At 43.3% G+C, this 22,616-nt stretch carries 12 protein-coding genes, 3 pseudogenes and 1 other annotated feature; of the genes and pseudogenes, 2 read left to right on the top strand and 13 right to left on the bottom strand.

What is annotated here, in order from left to right:
• Nucleotides 1-442: 442 nt before the first annotated feature.
• The 9 genes and pseudogenes from brxL to K1T76_RS13985 form a co-directional block, all read right to left on the bottom strand.
• Entirely contained in the window at nucleotides 443-2,482 is a 2,040-nt protein-coding gene (gene brxL, locus K1T76_RS14025) for a protease Lon-related BREX system protein BrxL (protein WP_087537462.1), read from the bottom strand.
• A 29-nt stretch (nucleotides 2,483-2,511) separates the two neighbouring features.
• Nucleotides 2,512-5,136 (bottom strand): BREX-1 system phosphatase PglZ type A, encoded by a 2,625-nt coding sequence (pglZ, locus tag K1T76_RS14020; protein WP_230245700.1) that lies wholly within the window; start codon nucleotides 5,134-5,136, stop codon nucleotides 2,512-2,514.
• A 43-nt stretch (nucleotides 5,137-5,179) separates the two neighbouring features.
• Nucleotides 5,180-6,388, bottom strand: a pseudogene (pglX, locus tag K1T76_RS14015) (BREX-1 system adenine-specific DNA-methyltransferase PglX); the annotation flags it as partial.
• 30 nt (nucleotides 6,389-6,418) lie between these two features.
• Nucleotides 6,419-7,637, bottom strand: a pseudogene (locus K1T76_RS14010) (IS3 family transposase).
• Nucleotides 7,246-7,362, bottom strand: a sequence feature (AL1L pseudoknot). (Overlaps the previous pseudogene by 117 nt.)
• A gap of 47 nt (nucleotides 7,638-7,684) precedes the next feature.
• Nucleotides 7,685-9,985, bottom strand: a complete 2,301-nt coding sequence (gene pglX / locus K1T76_RS14005) for a BREX-1 system adenine-specific DNA-methyltransferase PglX (protein WP_230245699.1) — start codon at nucleotides 9,983-9,985, stop codon at nucleotides 7,685-7,687.
• 46 nt (nucleotides 9,986-10,031) lie between these two features.
• Nucleotides 10,032-13,712: a BREX system P-loop protein BrxC gene (brxC, locus tag K1T76_RS14000; protein ID WP_230245698.1), complete on the bottom strand. Its 3,681-nt coding sequence runs from the start codon at nucleotides 13,710-13,712 to the stop codon at nucleotides 10,032-10,034.
• Nucleotides 13,713-13,753: 41 nt separating this feature from the next.
• The gene (locus K1T76_RS13995) at nucleotides 13,754-14,329 is read right to left on the bottom strand and encodes a DUF1788 domain-containing protein (protein WP_002010699.1); all 576 of its coding nucleotides are present in this window, start codon (nucleotides 14,327-14,329) and stop codon (nucleotides 13,754-13,756) included.
• A 16-nt stretch (nucleotides 14,330-14,345) separates the two neighbouring features.
• On the bottom strand, nucleotides 14,346-14,957 hold the full coding sequence (locus K1T76_RS13990; protein ID WP_087537458.1) for a DUF1819 family protein: 612 nt from the start codon (nucleotides 14,955-14,957) through the stop codon (nucleotides 14,346-14,348).
• 10 nt (nucleotides 14,958-14,967) lie between these two features.
• Nucleotides 14,968-15,834, bottom strand: coding sequence for a WYL domain-containing protein (locus K1T76_RS13985; protein ID WP_230245697.1), 867 nt, complete (start codon nucleotides 15,832-15,834; stop codon nucleotides 14,968-14,970).
• A 208-nt stretch (nucleotides 15,835-16,042) separates the two neighbouring features.
• Here K1T76_RS13985 and K1T76_RS13980 point away from each other — a divergent pair, with 208 nt between their 5' ends.
• Nucleotides 16,043-16,372, top strand: a complete 330-nt coding sequence (locus K1T76_RS13980; RefSeq protein ID WP_004726791.1) for a DUF4236 domain-containing protein — start codon at nucleotides 16,043-16,045, stop codon at nucleotides 16,370-16,372.
• A gap of 131 nt (nucleotides 16,373-16,503) precedes the next feature.
• Here K1T76_RS13980 and K1T76_RS15065 read toward each other — a convergent pair.
• The 3 genes and pseudogenes from K1T76_RS15065 to K1T76_RS13970 form a co-directional block, all read right to left on the bottom strand.
• Nucleotides 16,504-16,605 (bottom strand): annotated as a pseudogene (locus tag K1T76_RS15065) (HNH endonuclease signature motif containing protein); the annotation flags it as partial.
• 38 nt (nucleotides 16,606-16,643) lie between these two features.
• The gene (locus K1T76_RS13975; RefSeq protein WP_005021600.1) at nucleotides 16,644-17,876 is read right to left on the bottom strand and encodes an ATP-binding protein; all 1,233 of its coding nucleotides are present in this window, start codon (nucleotides 17,874-17,876) and stop codon (nucleotides 16,644-16,646) included.
• 355 nt (nucleotides 17,877-18,231) lie between these two features.
• Nucleotides 18,232-19,164, bottom strand: a complete 933-nt coding sequence (locus K1T76_RS13970) for an IS5-like element IS17 family transposase (RefSeq protein ID WP_230245696.1) — start codon at nucleotides 19,162-19,164, stop codon at nucleotides 18,232-18,234.
• Between the two features lie 441 nt (nucleotides 19,165-19,605).
• Here K1T76_RS13970 and K1T76_RS13965 point away from each other — a divergent pair, with 441 nt between their 5' ends.
• Complete coding sequence (locus K1T76_RS13965) at nucleotides 19,606-20,829, top strand: CaiB/BaiF CoA transferase family protein (RefSeq protein WP_078390244.1); 1,224 nt, start codon at nucleotides 19,606-19,608, stop codon at nucleotides 20,827-20,829.
• A 60-nt stretch (nucleotides 20,830-20,889) separates the two neighbouring features.
• On the opposite strand, the gene K1T76_RS13960 is transcribed toward K1T76_RS13965, so the two are convergent.
• Nucleotides 20,890-22,572 carry an AMP-binding protein gene (locus K1T76_RS13960; protein WP_078390245.1) on the bottom strand — a complete coding sequence of 561 codons (1,683 nt, stop codon included), beginning with the start codon at nucleotides 22,570-22,572 and terminating at the stop codon, nucleotides 20,890-20,892.
• Nucleotides 22,573-22,616: the final 44 nt, after the last annotated feature.

Genomic DNA, 22,616 nt, shown 5'->3' with positions numbered 1-22,616 from the left:
AAAAATGACCCCCTAATGGCATTTAAAAACTGACCCCCTTGGTTAATATAGCGGTCATTTTGGACTGCTCAATATATTAACTTTGGAGCAATTGCGGAAACTGCTGCCCAATTCGATGGATAATCTTTTTCAGATTCAATCACAAGTTGAACCGCTCTTTCTCTGATTTCGGGGGTATAGTTTGGTTTTTTCATCGGAATAGTCTCTCAGAATATTGACTCTTCGACAAACCCGGTACGGTTCAAAGCAGAATAAAAAAGGCGATTTGTTTTTTAAGAACTTTATTCACTTGTGCTCATCTCTATAAAATACCATCGCTTTTTCAGGCAGAAAAATTCCACCCTATTTAAGAAAAATGACTCTGTTATCTTATTCATCAATATATTGATATTGTTAAATATTTACAGAGCCATTTCCTCATCATCTTAAAATACGACTACATTCAATCCACCCCTAGCCCCTTAAACACAGCATCCACCGGATCTGCATAGAAACTGGTCTGGAACTTGGTAAACAGTTCCACAGGAATCGTAGGGATATCTGCCGCACTACTCATTGGCAAAGCAACCTTCTTGGCACCAGCATCAAAAGCAACTTGCAGACATTCGGCAATACTTTCCACCGGAGTCACAGAGCCACCCAAGCTCATATCACCCAGTACCACCATCTGACTCTGTACCGATCGTCCTAACAGGCCTGAAGCGAAAGCCACTAAACTTGGTAAGGCAAGATGGCTGAGCGGTCCGGTATTCTGTAATTCAACCACATGTAAGTGGAAGTCATGTTCCAGCACCTTACTCCCCCCCGAGATCCGGGATGCATTGGCCTTGAAGTAGTCAAATGCGATCTTGACCTGCTCCTTGGCACTGCTTGAATTCCATAAGCCTGATGTCGCCAATTTTCCAGAACCTTTGGTCACTTGAAGTTCTAAGCGGTATAACCCCGGCATGCCCTTATTACTAAGGCCAATGGTATACAGGAAGCCTGGTTTAGCAGGACCTTCGGGAATCAGTCCGCCACCACCCTGCTCTTTGACTGAGACAAAATGTTCTTCGAGCGTCTCATTATCAATGTAGCTGAAATGAACATCATAGAATTCCATGCCACCAATTTTCTTCAGCTGCTCTTTGACCCGACGGCGTACCTGCAGCGCATATTCCAGACACTGGCGTACATCTTCTTTATTAAACTGACCGTGTGGGTAGAGCAACTTCATCAATCCAGAAACCGTCTTGCGAACGGCAATCACATCACGCTGATTCAAGTTATTTCCGAGTTTGAAGTACTTCTCAATGGCATCCGCAAAACTACGCTTACGCATTTCCCTGAAGAATTCAGCTAGATAATCAACGATTAGACCATAACGGTTGGTGAAGAACTCCGGACGCATTTTTGGAATTTCCCAACCTGGGATATAGGCATGAAAACGATCGAAGAATGCCGAATCGATCATTGCTTCAGGGAACGGCGCCAAGAGATGGCTGGTTTTAACCAGAGATTCAACGCTTTGGTTAATGTTACCCACAAAAACCATCGAAGCAGAGGCTTCCATCTGTTCACGACCACGGGCAAAAGATCCTGAGGCCATGTAGTCTTTCATGATCTGAACGCCATCTTTGTCCTTAAAGGAAATACCGGCAACTTCATCAAAGGCCACCACATCCCACAACCCCACCAGACCAATACGGCGGCTACTCATGTTATAGAACAGATTGGCGACAGTGGTTTGCCCACCTGAAACTAGAATACTATTCGGTGAACACTCTTTGTAAATATGGCTTTTCCCGGTACCGCGTGGTCCAAGTTCACAGACGTTATAGTTATTTTCAACGAACGGAACCATACGCGCTAATAGGTGCCATTGCACGTCCTCTTTTAACGAAGCCGGTTCCATGCCGATCGAACGGATTAAACTCTCGCGCCACTGATCAGTGCTTAATGCTGCTCTGCCACTGAAAAGTTCATCCATATTCATATTCGGCATTTGAATCGGCTTGAGTAAACTCACCCCAAATGGAGAATTGGTTTGTCCTTCTTCAAAATAGTAACTGAGCGTAGCAATGACCCAGATACCACCAACAAGTAATTTTTCATACTCTTTGACGATGCCTGCCGAGATTTCGGCATCTTTGATGCCCAGATTACTAAATGATGCTTCGTATTTGTCTTTACGCTCATTCAGCTTTACAGTCACCCGATCAATGACCTTATAACTGCCCCGTTCACGGACCAGGGATTTCACCTTCTCGGCTTCATCCGGTCGGACGTAGTTCTCAGCCAGTACGGTCTTTACGTTACGTAGTCCCTGTTCAATGATCTCTGGATCATCCGAAGCACAGTACATCCCTAGCAGGTATTCGAGTACATAGACCGGGACATTGGCCCCTTCTTTGATCAGTTTGGTTAGATCCTTACGTACCACCCGCCCAGCAAAGTGTTCATTCAGCAGCTGATCCAGTTCTTTATCGTTAGCAGATTCCATGTAGGCTACGCTCTATCGTTAATTCGTTATTAGAAGAAGTCATCGGTAAATGCCAAATCAATGGTGACCTTATAGCGTTGCATCTCGATATTCAGGTCTTTGTCCTTCAGTACCAGGAAGTAATCTTTCTTACGGTCAAAATCAGTACCGGACAATGACAGCCTGACCTGTTTTACCCGTTCTGCAACAGAGTCGGTACTGCTATCAAAGGTCAGAGTTTCTTCACTGGAAACTTTGAGATCCCCATCATAAATGGCAATGGATAAAGTCACTGGCATGACCAGCTCACTGACAGCTTCAGTTTGCATCAAATCAAACTTCTGGATGTTATTGACCATCTTCAGCGTGGATTTGGTAGAAATAACCTCAACTTTACGCTTGGTTCGTTGTCCAGCCTTTTCACCACGCAGCTGTTTTACCGTTAGTACAGGCACTACGATTTCCTGAGGCATGATGCCACCATGCACGAAACGTGAGCCTCCTACAAAATGGAAGCGGTTCGCCCCTTTTGGAATCCAGAAATCAGTCGCAGATCGTGTGCCTGCCGTAGCTTGGGTTGAGCCTTTCCATGCTTCCTTGCTCTCTGGTAAACCATGCCCAATCACATAGCGTTTTTTGCTTTTCAATGTATTGGCAGGTTTTTCAGTCAAGCTTGAACGATCCGCAGATTCTAGTTTACTTTGCTGGAACAAGAAGCCATGGTCGGCTGTGACCAACAGGGTAGAAATATTGAAATGCATCAAGATTTTGCGGCTAAGTTCAGTCAGCTCTTCAATGGCATGTTCTACCGCCATAAAGGTTTCTGATTCTGTCGAGGCACTGTCTCCTCGTGCATCAATCACGTTGTGATAAACGTAAATCAGCTCATGGTCTTTAAGTGCTTCACGGCCTTCATCACGCGACCAGCCTTTTACCATTTCAGCGGTAACCGCCAATCCGTTATAGGCTGCCAGAATTTTTGATCGTGCTGCAGTCCCTTTGCTGGATTGTCCATCTACTAAAACATCATCCCCTGCGGCCTCTTTGTACTCCAAAGTCTGATGCGGCAACAACGAGGCCATGCCGAGTGTGGTGTAACTTGGCACAACGCCTAGCTGTGAAGACAAGGTCGCTTCAGAATAACGCTTTTCATTAATACGATCGCGCAGCTCTACCGCAGCTTCATAACGGAAAGCATCACTGATGATCACCACAATACGGCGTTTCGTTGCAGAACCCAGTAAGGGTCTGACGTGGGTATCGTAGAAGTTCTGCTGATTTGGGATATCTGCCACTTTCCAGACATTCAAGCGTTGTTCAGCTTCAACCCGCTCTCCCCAGTTGCGTGTCAAGTGGTCAATAAACCAGTAGGAATAGCAATTTTCGATTTCTTCATCGAGTTTTTTCAGGATATCGACATGAGCTCGTTGTGAGGCGGCACTGTAGTGGCGGTAGGCCAGATCAAAGCGATACAACTCCTGCTCGTAGGCTTTATACAAGGCTTCACTCGAGTCGAAATAGAAACCGGCATCAAACTGCTGTCGCAGGCTAAACAGCTCAATCGCTGACTGCAACGCTGTATAGACAGTACGATATTTACGGCGTGTTGCATCATCCTTATGTTTGGAAGCCCAATAACCATCCAGACGGGTAGAAATAATCGTTCTGAAATGTTCCAGTTCAGCTTTGGTTGCTGCAGGGATATGACTGGCCAAATCAACAATGATCTTTTGTTCAATCACTTCAAAGGTCATGACATCGAGCAGCTGCTCCAGATCAAAGGCCCCGACCTTCTCCTGGATCCGCAGTGCATTGGCCACGCTCTGGGAAAGCGTATCGAAGGTTGGGTAGTATTTGGAGCTGTCTCTCCAGCGTGACAAGAAGGCTCTAGCCGTCGCACGGGAGCTGACGGATGACATCACCAGTTCTTGAGCCCATAGCGGTATATCGCCCAGGCTTTCACAAAAACCTGTGCTCATCAAACGGATAAAGAACGTACCGAGCTTGAATGGTGCTTCCCCATTCAATTCTTCAACCGATGCTGGATAACCAATTTCGGCCTGTAATGCGGTGACTAAAGCTGGCACCAGTTGGAATTTTTCCAGTTCAGCAAAGGATTCTGGATTGACTTCCAGAGCCAGGTTCTGCTGTACCATTTCATCTGCCAGTGCCAGAACAATATGCATCAGCTCGGCACTGTCGGCCTTGACCACAGCTGCAATCATGGCCATATCCAGATCCTGTTCATCTGCATCAGACTGGATATAGCGTTTCAATGTACTCAGACGGGCTTTGGCTTTAAGGAATTCTTCACGTTTGGCCAGATGTTCTCTTAGACTCTGCTGCTGTAAACCCAGCTCATTGAAAATAATCGAGAAACGATCGGCATAGAAGCTGCGTGAATAGAGCTTGATGTCCAGTAACCAGTCTTTTTCGGTTTCAGGCTCAGGGCTAGGGAAATACAGCAAGTATTTACCCTGCTGATCTTGCAGTTCTAGTTTGAGCTTGATCGCCAGACTCGACTCTTCTGCCATATTCAGAATCTGGACATCATTCAGCTTTAACGCTTGTACTTCGTCGTTAAAGGACTGTTCCGCATCGTACCAGAAGACAATCCGGTGCTGTTCAGTATAAAAGGCTTGTTCTAGGCCTTGCTGAAGTTGATTTAAGTTCATGCAAACACCTCTGCATGATCTCGTTCGCAAGAAAAGCTATTCATCATTTTTCTCCCGTCACAGCTTTCACTTCAGCCAACAAGTCCCCAAACTTGCCATAATTGACTTTCACCCCATCATCCAGATCTAAAGTAATACGCTGATCGGCATAGTGACGTAGTTTTTCCTCAAAGCTACTCAGTTCTGCCTGTTGCTTATGCAAGTCTTGCAGTTTTTTCTCTATACGTTTGATTTCAGCCGCAGAATCACTATTTTCTTTAGCAGTTTCTAGAGAGTTAGCATAGGCAGCCATTTTGGAAATCAGTGGCATGACGTATTCAGTACGCATACGTGCCAAAGTACTTTCGTTATAGCGGTGCAAGTACACCAACGCCTGGAAAGCCCCCTGTTTACCACTGCTGAATAGCCAGTAGATTGGACGCTTTTTATAGGTCTGCATATGGTCTTTATAGAACTTGCTGGCGAGGTAACGGCGAATGGTGTCTTCTGCTGTTTCACTGGCTTTTTTATCCAAGCTTTCTGCCAACCACAGCATATTAGCGTCTAGTGTGTCTTTACCCCAAACCGCAGTTAAGAACTCTCGAATACGGTGCGTTGCATCATCTTCAAACCAGTGCATTTCGGTCAATGGAATAATGCCATCCGCATCGGCTGGGAATGTTTGATAACGGCTGGCATCAAAGTCTTGATTGCCTGCATGGGCATAGATCAGACCTGGTTCATCCAAGCTATAGCGCCCCATCATGCAACCAAGTGCATAGGACACTAAACGCTGGCTGTCTTTTTCATGGTTGGCACGGGTAAGCGTGATTTGCTCATCGGGTACATCTGGAGTCAGTTCATCCTGTAAACCATAAGCGTCAATAAACAGCTTATTGTTTTCTTCTTCCAGACGTTTCATTTCTGCCACGGCGTCAGCATTTTGCTGTTGCCATGTGTTAAAAGCTTGTTCTAGAGTTGGTTGTTGAGTACGAATAATTGGATATTCATGAAAGTCGATTGAAGTTTCATAATGATCCCAATCTTGCTTTGAAATGTGCAAACATTTTTTAACAATATCATCAATTAATCGATTATAGCCTCCATCTTTTCCGCAGACAGGTAAATTTCTGATATCTCTTAATTGATAGTTTAATGTTTGATTAAAAACCCCTATCAATTTAGTTGCAACTGGTGTGTTAAATAGACCTAAGAAAAAGTTTAAGTCTTTTTCATCTTCAAAGAATATTGAACTTCCACCAACTGAACCGTACCGGGTTTGTCGGAGACTTTTTTATTTAAGTTAGGCCACCTGACCTAACGGGTTAATCTTATCATAGTACATTGCTTCAAACTCAAAAGGCGATACATAACCCAGTGCACTGTGTACACGCTTTTATTGAACCAATCTACCCAGTTTAGTGTCGCAAGTTGTACATCTGCTAAACCTTGCCAATCTGCTTTTAAATATTCAATCACCTCTGTTTTGTATAAGCCATTCACCGTTTCAGCCAAAGCATTATCGTATGAATCACCAGTCGTACCGACTGATGCTCGTAAATTTGCAGCTTCTAAACGATTGGTATAGCGAATAGAAAGATATTGAACACCTCTATCGGAATGATGAATCACATTCTTTGGCATGCCTCGATCGTGCAATGCTTGCTCAAGTGCATCGAGCACCATATCTGTATTCATCCGTGTAGATACTTTCCATCCAACAATTGCTCGTGAGAACACATCAATAATAAAGGCGGTATAGACCCAGCCTGAATGAGTTTGAATATACGTAAAGTCACTCACCCACAGTTGGTCAGGATGATCAGCATTAAAATTACGTTTCACTAAATCATCTGCTCTTTTTTGATCATCTCGGCTACGGGTGGTTTGTTTATTCTTACCACGCCAAACACCTTGTATAGCTAGCTTCTGCATCAATCGAGCAACTGTACAACGTGCGATAACATAACCTTCACGTTTCAATTGTTGCCAGACCTTACGCACACCATATCGACCTGAACTTTCTTTCCAAATTCGTTGAATTTGTTCAGCATGATGCTCATCATGTAGATCTCGTTTCGCTCGATGTTCTGGATTGTCAGCGAGATCTAAAGTTCGGTAATAGGTTGAAGCTGCGATCGGTAAAATCCTACAAATCGCATCAACACCATATCGATCTTTATTGTTATGGATAAAATCCACCATTATTTGTGTGGGCGGTCGAGCTCCGCCTGGGCGAAAAAAGCGGCTGCTTTACGTAGAATCTCATTGGCGCGTTGCAGTTCTTTATTTTCGCGTTCGAGTTGTTTGATACGTTCTTGGTCTGAAAGCTGCTGTACTTTAACTGGATTTTGTTTATCTAAATATTTTTGATACCAAACACGAAGTGTTTCAGGAGTACAACCAATCTTAGGCGCAATTGCTGTGATCGCAGCCCAATTCGATGGATAATCTTTTTCGGATTCAATCAATAATTGAACCGCTCTATCTCTGATTTCAGGGGTGTATTTTACTTTTTTCATCGGGACATTCTCTCAAGAAAAGTGGTCTCCGACAAACCCGGTACGGTTCAAACATCAAAAACAGCATTTTCAGGTAAGTATCTAAAACTTGGTAAAGAAGAAGTTATAAACCCCCAAGTAACTCCTTCCTTGTACCATAAATATTCAGGAATAATCCTTGGTACTTTTGAGGTTCTATAGTGGTGGATAGCCTCAGGGCTCCAATTCACTAAATTATCTAAATTTCCATACCATCTTCTAAAACCTCCTCCTTTTGCATAAAAAATCCATTTTTTATTTTTGCCAATTTTATTAGCATCGACTTCCCATAAAAATCTCAGAAATTTATTATTATCACCTGTTAAACATTGGCTACTTTCTTGTACAGAATATTTTGAAACAGAAGTATTTGAAAATATTTCTTTAATAGTAGAATTTGCCCAATAAGCAATTGGACTTCCAGGGATTTTCTTAAAGCCATCTGGTTGCGTATTATAAAACCATCCACACTTGGGATTTTTAATAGCTTCTAAAGTCTTCGGAGCTTGATTTTCTGAACCTTTAAAATCAGATAAACTAATGTATGAACCAGTAAATTCTACGATATGTGCTTTTGCTAATGTAAATGTACAAATTGGAACCGTTGCACCATCAAAACCAGAGTACTCTAACTGAATCAAGCTGGTAATTGTTGTATGATCAATAAAATATTCACGTAAATTTTCATAAGCAGAAATAAACATCCATACAAAAGGAGACATAAAACCAAGCTGCCCACTTTCTTTTGTTAGTTGTAAGTCTCGAATCATAAAAGCTGAAAATAAATCTCTTTCATAACCTTGATAGTTCTTTTTTAAATAGGTTTTAAGATTTGGATTTAAATATTTATTACCCATATACGGCGGATTGGCAATCACTGCATCATATTGTTTAGCCAACAAATTAGCTTGTTGTACCAAAGGTAATAGCTCTTGTGCCGACTGCTGCGCAAAAATATCCCCTGACTCTAATGCTGCATTCAGCTTGGTTTCTAAATCAGGTAGCTTTTTAGCGAATGTTTGAGGGATTTGAATCAAAGAACCAAAGGTCGAAGCATGCTCAAATAGATCTAGTAACTCTTTTAAATCTGCCTTTTCTAGGCCTGTACTTGCCAAATCCTGACTGAATGCATCTAAACGTTCAGGTTGGCTATCTTGCAACGCAATAATATTCAGCTTCGGTGGATTACTAAATAAACGACGGTCATCCTCACGTGCTTTCATCAACAGCGCAAAACTGGCGAGCTGTGCAGCACGGGTATCAATATCAATGCCGTACAGGTTGTTTTCCAGAATCAAACGTGGAATATCACGGCTACGGTAACCACGCTCTAAGTAAATTGCTTTTAAGCAATCATAGGCTTCCACCAAAATATGCCCCGAACCACAGGCCGGATCCAGCACCGTAATGCTTTCAGGATTTAAAGTATCGCCATCTTCACTGATCCGTACATTAATCAGCTGTTTTAACTGGGCATTGACTTCATCGGTCTGTTCCGCTGGCTGAATGTAATATTCCCACTCACTAGCAAGCGTACTATCAGGCTGTGCCATCATCCATAAACGACCGACACTGTTCTGTACCAAATATTTTACAATCCAGTTCGGCGTGAAGAGTTGCGTCGCTGCAGGAATGTCTTCACTCTTGACGACTTTACCAATCACCTGGTCTTTCTTTTCAGAAATATAGAATTGATACAGCCAGCCAATAATCTGCACATCCGACCAGTCTTCTTCTGGAATGCTGCTGACCAGATCACGAATCAAAGAATCGGTCTTGGTCAAATTGTCAGGTAATAGTAGTTCAGATTCATCAGACACCTGTTCAAACAGGAGTGGCATCACCTGATTCAACGCATGACACTGCGCCAATAACAGCTCCCGATACAGCTCTTCGTCTTTATTGCCATCCAGTTTGAGTTCAGCCACACGACTGGCATTTAAACCCGGTAAGTCAATATCCAGACATTCTTCCAAAATCTGCGGCAACCCTGCACTACCATCTGCACTACTCAGTACACGGCGACCATGATCCAGTAAGCCTTTGCATTCCATGTAGCGAATCGCACAGAGACGGTTAAACCAACTGTAAGCGATATAATCAATCGTCTGCTCAAAACTGTTGGTTTGAATGCGTTTGATCAGCTTCTCACGTGGTTTCATAACTGATAGCGGAAAAACCTGATCGCCAATCAGCAGCAAGTCGCCTTTCTGTTCTGCCGGTAAAATGCTGTCTGCGGTGATGCCGTATTTGGCGGCCTGCTTGCGCATGGCTGCGATAAAATCGTTACGTGCTTGCGGTGCGTATTTTTTAATATTACTGGTATTCATCTTTAAACCTTTAATTAATGACTGATGCCGATATCCCTAAGCCCTGTTAGCGAATACGCACACGCTTTTTATCACTCACAATTTTTTTCAATTCAGCTTTGAGTGCGTCTACAAACTGATCCACTGATTCTTCTGTTTCCAGATAGACACTACTTGAGCTTTTGCTGTAAATGCTGGCGACATCGACTTCGACAACAGGTTTCGGTGGCACTACGGCTGTCACAGGTTGTACCGGACTCGCAGCAGGTGCTGAGGTAACTGGGCTGGAGGTGGTTGCAGTGTTGGTTACACTCTCTGCTTTGCTCTGAGCCAGTTGTGCCGCTTTGGCCTGACGCTGGATTTCCGCCTGAACTTCGCTTTCCAACTCATACAAGGCTTCATCAAAACGCTCGACGGCGGTTTGGGTTTGCAGCATATAGATGGTGGACAGGCTAGTTTCCACTTCAATATCCGTTTTCAGCAGTTGTAGTGGGCGTAATAGCTTGTTACTCAGCTCAGCGCTAGCGATGCCACTGTTTTTAATCTCGGCTTCTAACTGCTTGATCTTGTCATCAATGTGTTCTATCGCCTGATTGCGCTTCTCAGTCAGCAATTTCTCATTGACGCTTTCCACTGTGCGAACTAAATCAGCGACTTTATTTAACAGGCCATAGGGTGATTCAAGGGTGGCAATACGATATAATTCAGAGAGGGCTTTTTTTGCCACCTCATCACTGCCCAGCGCCTGTTTGTTTTTCTCAAAATGACGTAAGGCCTGTTGCAGTTGTTGCCAGCTTGGCATCTGGTTGCTAAAGAATTCATGAATGTCACGATAATCTTCTTCCAGATCAAGATAGTCGTCCTTGTTCTCAACCACCGCTTTAAAGAAATCGAAGCTGTCACTATTGGCCAGCAAACGCTCCAAAGTCAGAATCGATTTTTCAATCACTTTCTTGCCCGGGAACTGCCCGACATCAGTTTTACTCTTATACGACTTAAAGTTGGCTAACCAAGTCTTAAAATGCTGCAAATAGAATTCAAATAGCTCTTTCTCAGTCGCTGGTCCCATAGCCGAGAACAGTTCTTGGGTGAGTTGGCGTGCCTGTTTCAATACCTGATCATCAGTCTGGCGTTTTTTAATGATCGACACATCACGGCGACGGCGGCTGTTTTGTAAAGGCTCAAAGGCATCTTTTAACTGTAAGCTGCCGCCATTTAACTGCAGAGAAATCCGCCCCATTGCCGCCAGCTGACCCACCAATAGTAAAATCTCGGCATCCGGCCAGCCATAAGGACGTTTGGCAAAACGATCTATCACATCTGAGACTAGAATACGCTCTGTACCAGTGGCGCGTAGTGCAATGTACTGCTCCACTTCCTGTAGGGCTTTCGGATTGCTTTGACCGCCATCCAGAGACAATCCGAGTTGCGCCATATCATCCACAGTCAAGACGGCGTTCAGTTCACGCCAGGCATCCTGCTGATAGACCTGCAGATAGCTCAGTTTGGTATAGGTGTTTTCCAGCAAATAACGACAAGCCTCATCCAGCTTGGTGGTTGGACTTGAAGATGATAGTTGTAGATGCTGACCCAAGGCATAACTTTCCGCGTCCAGCAACATTTCTTCGACCCGGACACGCAGGCGTTTTTTACGTTCTTGGTTCTCACGACCACGGTCTGCCAGAATACGGGAAATATCGGACTGAGTGCCATCATCATTTAAGCGGATGAATTTATTGGTTTTCAGCCAGGTGCGCAGCTCATTAAAGAACTGTTTATCGTCTGCCAGTTTAAACAGTATCTGCCCTTCGGCCTGAGTACTTTTACCAATACAGTAAGCTTCAGTGTAGAGGTTATATTCCGTATCTAGTGGAGAAATGATTTCAACTTTCAAATCGCTCTCATACTTGCCATCCAGGCTATGGCTATCTAGGAAACGTCCAATCTGATAGTCCATCTTGTTGGCTTGATGGCGGTATTTGTTCTGATCGCGCAGTAAATCTTTAAAGATCAGATTGGCTAACTCTTTATTTTCTTCTGAAGCTGCTAAGTCAGTGGCTTTAATTTTTCGAGTGATATCCCGCTCTTCATTAGTCAGGAACAGGAACTCATCGCCATTCCTCGTAATCAGGCTCTCTTTTTCCAGACGCTGCAGGCTCTCTTCAATCCGCTTGCGCAATGCCAGCTTATCTTCATCAATTTTCTCAATCGACAAAGTCACCAGGTTATCCAGCGTACCTTTGATGATATCGACATAGCGGATCATGAACAGGGTACGCAGCATCTGCACATCAAAACTATCCAGGGTTTTATTCTGCCCTGCCTGGTCGATGGTACGCTTCACTGCTGTATCCAGAAATCCTTCCACTGAAGTATAGAAGCGGTGGAAAGGAACCAGGGCCCCGACTTCATCTGTAGCAATCGCATTCGCGGCCATCTGGAACGCATCCAGCATAGATCGCTCACCATAGGCCAGGTGTGCACCGGTCGCACCGACCTTACGGATTTCTTCAAAAACTTTCTGCACCAGCTGGAAATGGTACGGCGCAAAAGGATAGTTATGGATAAAGCTGTCTGGACCCTCATAGTTCTTGAGGGTTGGGCCTGAACGGTCAAAGGTAATCTGGTTTTTGAGAATATCACCCTTTTGCTCAAACACTGATCTGAGCAGTGCTTCAGCTTCCGGGGTTTTACGTAATAAACGTTTCTGGATGACTTCATCGGTATTGGAACTGGACAGTGATAAACGGGTTTTAAAACGTCCAGCAATCTTGGAGAAGTCATTGGCTTTGGAAGAAGACATCTCACCTAAAACAGCATCGATGTCTGCCTGTGAGGTGACGATAATCCAAGCGCGGCCTTTACAGATCGTACCCAGGTTTTCAGTAATGGTTTGCAGTGTCAGCATCAAGCGGGTATCGCTGCCAATAAACTGCCCCACTTCATCGACCAAGAACAACATGCGTTGCTGGGGTCCTTTGCTGTCCAGGTATTCTTTCACCCACTGACAGAAGTTTTCCACCGAAACACTAAAGGTCTGCTCAGAATCCTCAAACCATTTATGCGCTGCTTCTGCTGATAGATTCAGTGCCTGAGAAATCGCAGTTTCGACATCATCCTGATAGAACTGATAGCCGTCACGCTCCTCTAGCCAGGACATGCCGCTGGATTCCTCAAACGCCTGTTTAAAGCGTTCATAGACACCTTTCTGGCTCAGGTGACGTTCCATATGGGCAATATGTGGATGGTCAGCACTAAAACCCTGATACTCGTTAAACACACGTAAAAACACATTCAGGATCGGATTGCCATCGTCATTGGAACTGGCTTTACTGTCGATGTTAAACAGGATGACATCGGCATGATGGCTAACGGCCTTGCCAATATCGGCACGGATAAATGCATCGCGGATTTTAGTTTCATCAAAGAATTCTGCAGCACTGCGTTCGTTACCTTCCGCATCGCGTACCACTTTATTGGCCAGAATATACGACAAGGTTTTCAGGAAGTGTGATTTACCTGAACCAAAGAAGCCTGAAATCCACACACCGACTCGGTTGGCAATCGAAGGATCGCTTAGGTCTGTACCATAAGACTGGAAAAAGTCCCGAAAATGCTTTTCCAGCTCATTGGTGACCACGTATTCATCGAGTTCCTGATATACCGTGGTATTGTCATTCTGATCTGCCTTGACCACCCCGTTTATCGCACGATCTAATGGCTTGTAAAAAAGTTCTTTAATGTTCATCTCAATCCATTCCCCCGAATTCTTATTTCTATTTGCCGTGTTTAAGGCACTAATCTGAATGCTCTGTAGTAATTGTTGCTTGGAATCTTTCCAAATAAACTCATCGCTTGACCGTCGTAATAGCCTGGATAAAACAGCACCACTGGCTTATGTCCCAGTAACGAATGCAAACTATTCAATAAGTGATGGGCACGTAACAGTGGCCAAACCGACCCTACCCCAGTCATCAACACAATATCTTGCGCATTGGTGGCATATTTACTCACCAGATAGGGCGCGAACTTATCCATATGCAGTGGGCCCTTTAAGGCTTTGAGCAGCGCTTCATCGCCTTTGGCTTTTTGCATTTGAATGGCTTTATCGATGAAGTTACGCTCAGCCAGATAATCCACCACGGCTTGCAGCAGGTTGATATTCACCACCTTCAGCTGACTGTGTTTTTTCTCCAGCATCCCGTCTAGAAAATGCAGATATTCGCGCACCTTCAACTCATCTTCAGGTGCATAATCAAAAATCCAGAAGCCAATTTCATTGCCCAATCCTTGTCCAGTGAGAAACTCAGTGGAAAGAATTCGCTCTGGAATCTGGTTCAGACGCTCATGTATTGTTTGACTCATTGCTGCCCCTCTACAACTAACGCGTCCATACCGACACTTCCATAGATCTTTTAATGCGTTGTTTATAATGTTCTTCCAACAGGCTACGCAGCTCTGCTCTGACGATCACGCGCTGCAACTCCAGCTTACGGGTACTTTTTAAGTAACCGGCTTCTGCCAGCATGCGAAACACCACCTGCCCCATTTTTTTCTTGCTGGACTCTTTCCAATCACAGATATCCGGATCACGTTGTGAGCGTTCATCCAAAAAATCTGACCAGATATAACTGTCCAAGTATTGCGCCTGAGAGATATAGGCATCCCTCATCACCGTTTCCATAAACTCAAGCAGCAACAGGTTGCGTTCCAGTGCGCCACAAAAAGCCACCTGGGTCGCCAGCTCATCATCCCCATCACGTAGTGCTTTCCAGAAATCAGGCTCCAAGCGCTCCAGACGCTTACGAATAGCGGTGGCATTGCGTTGAGCTGAAGCAGGCGTTCTTTTTTGCAGAATATTGTCAACCTGAATTGCCTGATACCATTGTTCTGGAGTCGCCTCTCGTAATAACAGATCCGCGATCAGCCGGCTTTCACGTACCATCAGTGAGCCACCAATTAGGTCACTGTCATAATGAAATTGTTCTAACATAGCCAATCTCCTATGAAGCTTGATCAAACAGGTAAGACGACAGCTTTTCGATATCTGAACCTTGTAACACTAAGGTATATTTCAAGGCATCTTCCGCCTCAGCCAGCGTGATCGCGGCCTGATATCGCTGCAAGGTGTAGTGAGCCAAGGCTTTTTTCACCGGAATCTGTAATCTGCCATCAGGCATGCCGAAGTCTTTTTCGACCAGCGCTTTTTGAGCTTCATTCAATTTTGGATTAGGGATCAGCGTCAGTACAATTTCTTCATACCATTGCTGATCCTGAGCAGGGTCTACTGACTCAATCGCCACCACAACAGGTGTGCGATCAATTCTGGAGAGTAAAAAGTCCTTAAACTGCTTGCTCTGATGGCAATAGGCACGGACATGCCAGCGAAAACCGGTATACACCAGGGTATGTGGGGAAATGATGCGTTCATGCCACTGCGGATTCTGCATGGAGGCATAAATAATTTTGAGACAGCTTTGTGTTCGACAGGCACGCAATACTTCCCTGATGACTTCAGGACGCACACTGCGATCGGGTAATTGAACTGCTGCAAGATTCGGTTCTGGCATCGCAATCAGCGCATGCGATTCACTAACCAAACCTGACAGCATGTTGAGATATTCATTGATATGCGCTGTAGTCAGTACAGGCTGGAAGCTGGCTTTAGGCACATAACCCTTGACTGAGGGATCATGAATCAAGGCATCGGGGTTATACAGCGTATTATAGCGCTTGATATCCGCAGAAGCCTGCTGTCGACTCAGTCCAAACCAGCTCATCAAACGATTGGTAACCAAACGACCTTCCCAGTATGCAAGGAGTTCAATGGCTCTCATTCTGAGAAGCACTTCATGCTTATCTGTCGTCATATACCAATCAGTCAATAAATAGCAGCTTTAAGATTACCCTACAGCAAATATACAGTAAACATTTTTGACGGTATTTAAAGGTAGTATTGCAATCACCAGATAAAAAATATACTAGTATCCTGATGATAGCCGTCAAAGTACGATCTCTAGCAGATCATGGATCCTGGTATAGCGCGTGAATTGAGCTAAGTTTTAGAATGAGAGCAATATGGGTTTTAGATTTCGTAAAAGTATTAAATTATTCCCGGGTTTTAAAATTAATCTGACCCATAAAGGCATCAGCAGTGCCAGCATTGGCAAACCTGGTGCTTCTCTAAATATTGGAAAAAAAGGTACGCGAACCAGTGTCGGCATTCCAGGTACGGGACTATCTTACTCTAAACACCAACCTTACTCTAAAAAGACCCGTGTTCCACAACCGACATCGCTAGAACACACGGAATATAATCCTCAGAATTTAGAACAACCGAAGACAAAGATCTGGCCTTGGATTATTTTTGGAATATTGTGTTTTATTGTGGGTGCCGTCATTTTTTAGCAAGAACCGCATTGTATTTTAATCAAAAAAAATGCCCAGATGGATGAATGGGCAAACTAAGGAATTAATATCCTTCAGAAACTCCAGCGCAATTCTCGCTACTTTCAGTAAGCGACTCTGGCTCAATCATGATGATCTGACTCAATCGAGTCGAGGTAAATCAATCCATCACAAATGGAGCAGAAATTATGCTTGATCACACTCTTGGTGAATGCTGAAAAGTCTTTGAGTTTTAATTAATAAATAAGAGTATCCATGTCTACCCTCAACTTTACTTATTTTCAGATAGCAACCAATCGAGAGCACTCATTTTTACAATACCATTATAATTCGCTTCAGTCCCTATCGTGTCTAAGGTAAGCAAATACTTGGGATACGAATCAGAAATTTTCTGTAATGGACGTAACTCTCGGCTGAGTGTCTCCTCATTGAGCGTTTCTAATGCCACCTGATAATAAGTTAAATTCTGTAAAGTATCGACAGCAACAAAATCAATTTCATATTCATCAACCCGCCCTACATAGACCGTATAACCTCGTCTGACAAGCTCAAGATAAATCACATTTTCTAAGATATGACCTTGATCAGCATTAGCATCAGGCAACATAATCCGGCGCAATCCGACATCAACTAAATAGTATTTTTCAGAGGATTGTAATAACTCACGCCCGCGTACTTTAAATTGTGCGGCACTATAAAATAACAAACTGTCCTGTAAGCCCTGAATATAGCGTTTTACTGTTTCAAATGAAATCTTAACCCCACTTGAAACAAAGGTATTTTTAATTTTATTGATGGAAATAGGTGAGCCTGTCACGCTTGCCAAATATCTTGCGACTCGCTCGAGAGAGTTAATATCAGCAGTATTCAAACGAGGAATAACATCTTTAAACATTACACTGGCATAGACCGCTTGCAAGTAATCATAGGTTTCCTGCTGACTAGTCATGGCAAGCGTATAGGGGAAACTACTGTGCGTGTACATAGCATACAAATCACGATTGGATAATTGTTGGATGATCGGATTATTTTCAATATGCCACTGTTTAAACTCTTGGAATGAAAGGGGTAAAACATGTTGCTCTATATAGCGTCCTGTGAGTAAAGTCGCAAGTTCTCCACTCAGAAAGAATGCGTTTGAACCTGTAATATATAAATCGATATAATCTCGAACATATAAAGAGTCGACTACTTTTTCAAAATTAGTAACATGTTGTATTTCATCTAAAAAAACATAGTTTTTTTTGCTTTTATCAACTTTAGACAGTACATAATCATGTAGTTTACGGTAATCTGTGAGTTCTTCAAATTCCATAAATTCGAAGTTGATGGCAATGATGTTTTCGGCTTGTACACCCTGTGCTTTTAGGTCTTGTTGAAACATCGCCAATAAGGTGGATTTTCCAGAGCGACGCACACCTGAAAGTACTTTAATGACATCACGGTCTTGCCATGTATTCAGAAATTTTAAGTAGCCATCACGTCGAATATTAGCGCTTCTCATTATTTACACTTAGAATCTAAAGTTTTAATAAATTCTATCAAATTTTAGAATGTATATGTAAATATATTTAGTTTTAAGAAAAGTTTAAAGGTTAAGTGAAACATTCAAAGCTGCTGTAGAAGCATGTAAACATGCAGATCTGATCAAAATCCAAATTCTGTCTTTTTGATTATTTTCCATGTCATGTTATTTCATTTATGCTACGAGTTAACTGCTATATAAATTAAGTGAAAAGTAAATGGAACTAAGTTGTTAACTAGAGTGGAACTCATTTTTGTTGTGCTGATGGTCTCAGCCTTAATCGGCTTTGTTGCACAAAGATTTGAAATGCAAAGCGCCCCTAATTGAGCCAAATTTAAGGCGTAATTTGGGTAAGTGGTCGACCTAATTCCGTAAATCGGTTGAGGACTGCTACACGTGCATGAATTTCATTCACCTGACTAGGAAAGCTTCTTGCCATTAATTTATCGCCTAATAATTTGATGCAATGCAGCTTGGTTTCCACCAAACTGCGGCGATGATAGCCTGACCATTTTTTCCATAATGTCCTGCCTAAACGTTTAACTGTTCGAAGTAATTCATTTCGCTCTAGCGAGCTACTCTTTCTATCTTTCCATGGTTTCGCATTTTTTCTAGGTGGAATCACTGCATGTGCTTGCCGATCTGCAATGACCTGACGGCATTGCTTGGTGTCATAAGCTCCATCGGTATAAACAGAGTCAATCTGCTCATCTTGTGGAATCTGATTAAGTAAATCACCAAGCACCTGTGAATCACTGACATTATTGGTTGTGAGCTGAATAGCGCGTATTTGTAGGGTTTTGGCATCTATACCAATATGTAGTTTACGCCATTGGCGACGATATTCAGCTCCATGTTTCTTGCGTTTCCATTCGCCCTCACCTAGAAACTTCATGCCTGTAGAGTCTACGAGTAGATGCAGCCCATCGCTACTTTTTTGGTAGCTGATTGCAATATCAATATGCTTTTGTCTTCTACAAAGCGTGGTGTAATCTGGAGCTATCCAATTTAATCCGCAAAGTTTAATCAGACTTTGCACAAAGCCAGTAACCATACGTAAAGACAGACGGAATAAGGATTTAATCATTAAGCAGCACTGGATGGCTGCGTCGGAGTAGGTTTGATTTCGCCCTTGTTTGCCTTTTGATGGCGCATACCATTGCGTAGCAGGATCAAACCAAATGGCAATATTTCCGCGACTCATGAGTGCTCGGTTATATGCGGGCCAATTGGTTGTGCGGTAGATTTTATGTGTAGGCTTCTTCATTTGAAAATTATATCGCTGAAAAAGCCTTTACAGATAGGTTTGTGCAACAAAGCCATTCTCTTGCTAAATCTAGTTCTCTTACTAATTCCGTCATATTTAAATCTCTATTTCCTATCCTTAGGTTTTTTCATTCTGATCTTGTGTATGAACATTTCTTTATGATGCATGCGCTTCAAGCGCATCCGTTTTCAAATCACTACACCTGCTCCTATTGTTGCAGTCTCTTCCCGAGACTCTTCCATTTCCTCTTATTTTTGAATCGTATTTATTCTCATCATCAGGCTAAATAAATTAAGATGATTTTTCAATCATTTTAGATGTTTTATTTTGTTATACGGAATTAAGTATCATAAAGTTGATTGTTTTTTCATTTTCATATAGCTTTAAGGCGATTATTAAAACGATATGTAATTTGAATAACATCGAACAAGGAGTGTAACGATGGGTGCTTTAACAGGCTTTCGTGTACTGGATCTAAGCCGGATTTTGGCTGGTCCTTGGTGTAGCCAGATTCTGGCTGACCTAGGTGCAGAAGTGATTAAAATTGAAAAGCCTGATCATGGAGATGACACACGAATCTGGGGACCACCTTGGCTTAAAAATAATCAGCAGGAAGATACCCATGAATCGGCTTACTATCTTTCAGCCAATCGCGGTAAGCATTCGGTTGCGGTAGATTTATCTACCCCGGAAGGCCAAAGCATTATCAAGAAACTCGCAGAACAAAGCGATGTAGTCATTGAGAACTATAAAGCAGGATCTTTGAAAAGATATGGTCTGGATTATGAAAGTCTGAGCCGACTTAATCCGCGCCTAGTGTACTGTTCCATTACCGGCTTTGGGCAAAATGGCCCGCGTGCTCAAGAGCCTGGCTATGATTTTATTGTTCAGGGTATGGGCGGCATGATGAGTGTTACAGGTGAGCGTGATGACTTACTTGGTGGTGGCCCGCAAAAAGCAGGTTTAGCCTTTGCTGATTTGACTACCGGTTTATATGCTGCAATTGCGATTCAAGCCGCTTTATTGTCCCGTGGAAAAACTGGTGAAGGTCAGCATATTGATATGGCGCTGCTGGATACCCAAGTCGCTTCCCTTTCTGTTCTAGCCATGAATTATCTAACCTCAGGTAAAGTCCCTGGCCGCTTCGGTAATGCCCATGCCAATATTGTGCCTTATCAGGTGTTTAAAGCTCAGGAAGGTGAATTCATTATTGCCTGCGGGAATGACCTGCAATTTCAAGCACTGTGTCAAGCCGTGGGTTTGAGTAAAGTGGCAGAAGATCCGCGTTTCCTGAAAAATTCAGGGCGTGTCACACATCGTGAAGAACTGACCACCCTTCTACAGGCGCATTTCTACTCTCAACCGGCAAAACACTGGGTAGATCTTATTCATGCAGTCAAAGTGCCGGTAGGTATGATTAACAACCTGAAGCAGACCTTGGAAGAAGAACAGGTACTGGCACGTGAAATGGTCATTCAGATGCCACATACCTTACGTGATGATTACACCTCAATTGGTTCGCCGATTAAACTTTCCAAGACCCCGGTAGAATATAAAAAGGCCCCGCCGTGTCTGGGTGAAGATACTGATGCCATTTTGAGTCAGTATTTAAGTCCTGCTGAAATGGAAGAACTGAAAAGCAAAAAAATCATCCAGCAGCGATAAATCTGCAAGCAATAAAAAAGGAATCGAAAGATTCCTTTTTTATTTTGGTTATGTCATTTCTCAGCAGGCTTTGGCATCCGGCTGCACGGTTTTAGGCAATTCACGGCGTAGAATTTTGCCGACTGCTGACTTTGGCAACCCAGACACAAACTCGATATATTTTGGCAGCTTATAACTGGTCAGTTGTAGTCTCAGATAGCTCATGACTTCATTCTCGGTCAGACTGTCATCCTGTTTTACAATAAAGGCTTTTGGGACTTGTCCAGATTTTTCATCATCAATTCCAATAACAGCACATTCCAGAATTTTCGGATGTTTGGATAAAACGCCTTCCAGCTCATTTGGATAGACATTAAAGCCGGAGACCAGAATCATGTCCTTTTTACGGTCCAGAATGGTGATATAACCCTGCTCGTCCATACAACCGATATCACCTGTCAGGAAGAAACCCTCTTTGGTAAATACTTGCGCTGTCGCTTCTGGTTGCTGCCAGTAACCTTTCATCACCTGAGGTCCGCGGATAGCGATTTCACCTGCTTGGTTAAGCCCTACAGGTTTAGCTTCATCGTCCAAAATCTGAATTTCAGTACCTGCCAATGGCAAGCCAATACTACCGCTAAAACGTCGGCTTAACGGTGGGTTAAACGTTGCTGTTGGTGAGGTTTCAGAAAGTCCATAACCTTCATAAATATGGCAGCCTGTGACTTCATACCATAATGCTTCTGTGCTTTTCAGGACAGACGCACCGCCACCTGTCGTAGTTTTTAAACGTGAATGATCCAGCTCGCGGAAACGTGGATGATGTGCCAATGCATTAAACATGGTATTCACGCCCGGAAACACCGTTGGTGGATGTTTATGATATTGATCCACTAAAGCATCCAGATCTCTTGGATTTGGAATCAGGACATTGGCAAAACCTCGACTTAGTCCATAACTGAACAGGCAAATGGTAAAGCCATAAATGTGATACAGCGGCAAGGCACAAAACACATATTCTTCTTCAGTGGCATATCGGTCTCCAAAATGGCTGATAAACACCGTACTGTTTTGAGCAATATTAAATAAGATATTGCGATGACTGAGCTCAGCCCCTTTGGAAACACCTGTAGTCCCACCGGTATATTGCAGGATAACGGTATCTTCCTGCTGCTGTACAGGCGCTACAAAATCAATGACCTGTACCTGATCAATCGCCTGTCTAAAGTCAGAAAACTGTTTTTCTGGATATTGCGCCGTTTGGCTATAAATTGATATCGGCTGATCCTGAATGAAATCGAGCGGATGGGTAGAAATTACATGTTTCAGTGCAGGACATTCATCCAATTGATTCAATTGCTCCAAAGTTGAACCCAGAATAATCAAGGCCTCTGCCCCTGAATCCTGAACTTGATGATACAACTCGCGCTGGGTGTACATCGGATTTACATTGACCAGAATATAACCCGCACGAATAATCGCAAAAGTCGCAATCGGATATTGAATAATATTCGGCAACATCACCGCGATTCGGCTGCCTGCTGCCAGACCCAAATCCTGAAGATAGGTCGCCATTTTCTGGCTATATACATCAATATCCTGATAGCTAAATTGGTGATCCAGGTAGAAAAATGCGGTTTTATCCTTAAATTTAAGCAGGTTCTCAGCAATCGTTGTGCTCAAAGTTTTATTAGGGTCAGGCCGGGTAAACTCCGGATTAACGTTCCATTTTTTATATTCTTCCATCCATGGCTGGCTGTTCATGACAACACTCCTTTCTTTTAATTTGACTCTATTTTGTATGTTGA

Source organism: Acinetobacter sp. PW68 (assembly GCF_020982655.1).
Classification (GTDB): Bacteria; Pseudomonadota; Gammaproteobacteria; order Pseudomonadales; family Moraxellaceae; genus Acinetobacter; species Acinetobacter towneri_A.
This window is presented reverse-complemented; position numbering and strand designations above follow the sequence as displayed.